Origin of the sequence: Anaerofustis stercorihominis (assembly GCF_024623185.1) — a bacterium.
Taxonomy (GTDB): Bacteria; Bacillota; Clostridia; order Eubacteriales; family Anaerofustaceae; genus Anaerofustis.
The window spans coordinates 1-2397 of record NZ_JANJZK010000052.1; the positions used below are offsets into that span (position 1 = coordinate 1).

General features: G+C 31.6%; 1 protein-coding gene. It reads left to right on the forward strand.

Annotated elements, in window-relative coordinates; genetic code table 11:
• Positions 1–1282 precede the first annotated feature (1282 nt).
• On the forward strand, positions 1283–2170 hold the full coding sequence (locus NSA01_RS09915) for a YihY/virulence factor BrkB family protein (RefSeq protein WP_257481300.1): 888 nt from the start codon (positions 1283–1285) through the stop codon (positions 2168–2170).
• Positions 2171–2397: the final 227 nt, after the last annotated feature.

Below are 2397 nucleotides of genomic sequence, written 5' to 3' on the forward strand. Positions count from 1 at the left end.
TTGTGAAACAGTCGCTATCCACCCCCAATAAAAAGGAAACTTTTTGATAGTAAATAACTTTTAGATATAAAACACAAAAAAAGAATGAAAATGCTCTTTTTATCTATTTAAACTTACTGAGATCAATCAACCGCATATTACCTGAAAAAAGTTTATATGTTCTTTTTTAAAGATAAAAAAGAACGAAAAAATCTCCACTCAAGCCGTGATGGCTTAGCCTTCGGCAGAAGGGATATTAAACTTACTGAGATCAATCATCCACATATTACCTGAAAAAGTTTATATGTTCTTTTTTAAAGATAAAAAAGAACTAAAAAATCTCCACTCAAGCCGTGGTGGCTTAGCCTTCGGCAAAAGGGATATTAAACATACCTAAGTTTATCATATCCATATTACCTGAAAAAGTTATTTATCTTATAGTTAATAACAACTTTATATGAAACAAGAAGAGTAAAAAACAGATATAAAAGAATATTAAATTTAGGATTGTCAGTCATATTCAATTTATTTAAAGCTTTGTTTTCAAATATATGGAAGCAAGGTCTTTTTTTATTTACCAAGTTTTAATCTAAGAAATCTATATTATTTTAAAGGAGTTAAATGCTTTTGTTGAATATAGAGCCTTTTTTTGAAATCAGATTTCCTAAAATTTTCTTACCGAAAATTTTGAAACTGTCGCTAACCAAAGCCCATTGTTATGAAAATTTTTATTATAACATTATAATAAGTTTTAAGAAAAAAAATATCTAACTTACTAAGGTCATTCACCCGCAAATCACCTAAAAGATTTATTACCTTAAATATAATATAAAACTTTTTAAGCTAAGGGGGTTGTAAGAGGCTTATACAAAAAAAGTAAATAGCTTTCTAGTAAAATACAATTTTTGAAACGAACGCTATTCAAACCCCTTTTAAGTAAGCTTAAACTACTAATCTTCCTCTAATATATCTTTCATCATCAATACTCCTATTCTAAATCTAACTGCATAATAATGTATGCAGTCTGCAATATGGTGTTCTTTATAGATTAGCCCTACTACCCTTTATAAGTGCTATATCCCTAAGTCCCCTGCCCCTTTTACCCAAAGAAATAAAAGGAACTTATCTAAACTCGTAAATATTACTAAACTAAAACTGCGAACCCGACGAGTAAATTTTAGTCAGGTGGGAAGCAAAACTTCACAGGAAGTTCAAATGACATACCCCTTTATTATTTCTAATTTTATGTTTAATAATAAGTATATTTGGTGTAAAATATAATAAATAATAAAAGGGGTAAAAAATGAACTTATATCAATTTTTAAAGGACATCAAATCAAGCCTTGACAAACTAAGTGAAGATTTTATTTATACATTCGCTGCACAGTCGGCTTTCTTTATGATGTTCTCATTCGTCCCTTTGATAATGATAATTGTCTTACTGGTTCAGTACCTTCCCTTGACACAGGAAGAGCTGATAAGTATATCGATACACATATTCCCTCAGGCGCTGTCGGGTTTTATCACCGACTTATTCAAGGGATTATATATAAACTACTCGGGGACAGTACTCCTCGTTACATTTTTGACGCTTTTATGGTCTGCCTCAAAGGGGATTTACTCAATATCAAAAGGACTTAACACTATATATAAGACAAAGGACGAAAGGAATTATATTCAAATAAGAGGAGTTTCTCTTCTCTACACTATCTGTTTCGGTCTTATTTTCCTTGCGGTGATAATCCTGTTGATATTTGGGATAAATATAGCTAAATTCCTGCAAAGCGAACTGTTTTTCATAGGGGATCTGCATATAAATTACAGTTATCTGGGAGGATTTTTCCTGCTCCTTGCAATATTCCTTATAACATTCTGCGTGCTTCCCAAAAGAAAATGTCATATTTTAAAAGAACTTCCCGGAGCAATTTTTTCTTCTGCCGGCTGGATAATATTCTCATGGCTTTACTCTTTATATATAACAAAAGTCGGAGCAAATTCGCTTATTTACGGTTCTCTTAGTGCTGTTATACTATTCATGCTTTGGCTGTACATCTGCATGTATATAATCTTCCTCGGAGGAGAGCTTAATGTAGTGCTTCAAACCTATAACATTAAGGGAATAGTAAAAAGCTGGTTTAGTAAGCCAAAGAAAAAAGCGACTTTGAAGGATTATTTTAAACTGCTCTTTTAATAAACATATATAAGGGACTCCGTCCCTTAATAACCCTGCCAATATTTTTCCGAAGATAAAAATATTGGATAAAAATCTTTCACTCAGTCGCCGTGACGGCTTTTAACGCTTCTTGATTTCCTAAGAAATGCTACCCGCATTTCTTGGAAAAGAAGCTATCCCACCCATTTATATAAAAGTTTTATCTTTAATTAAAGGTAATAGATCTTTTAGGTAATATGTGGGTG

Excerpts from the sequence above, each read along its gene's own strand:
- NSA01_RS09915 (WP_257481300.1), top strand. The coding sequence starts at position 1,283 with ATGAACTTATATCAATTTTTAAAGGACATCAAATCAAGCCTTGACAAA.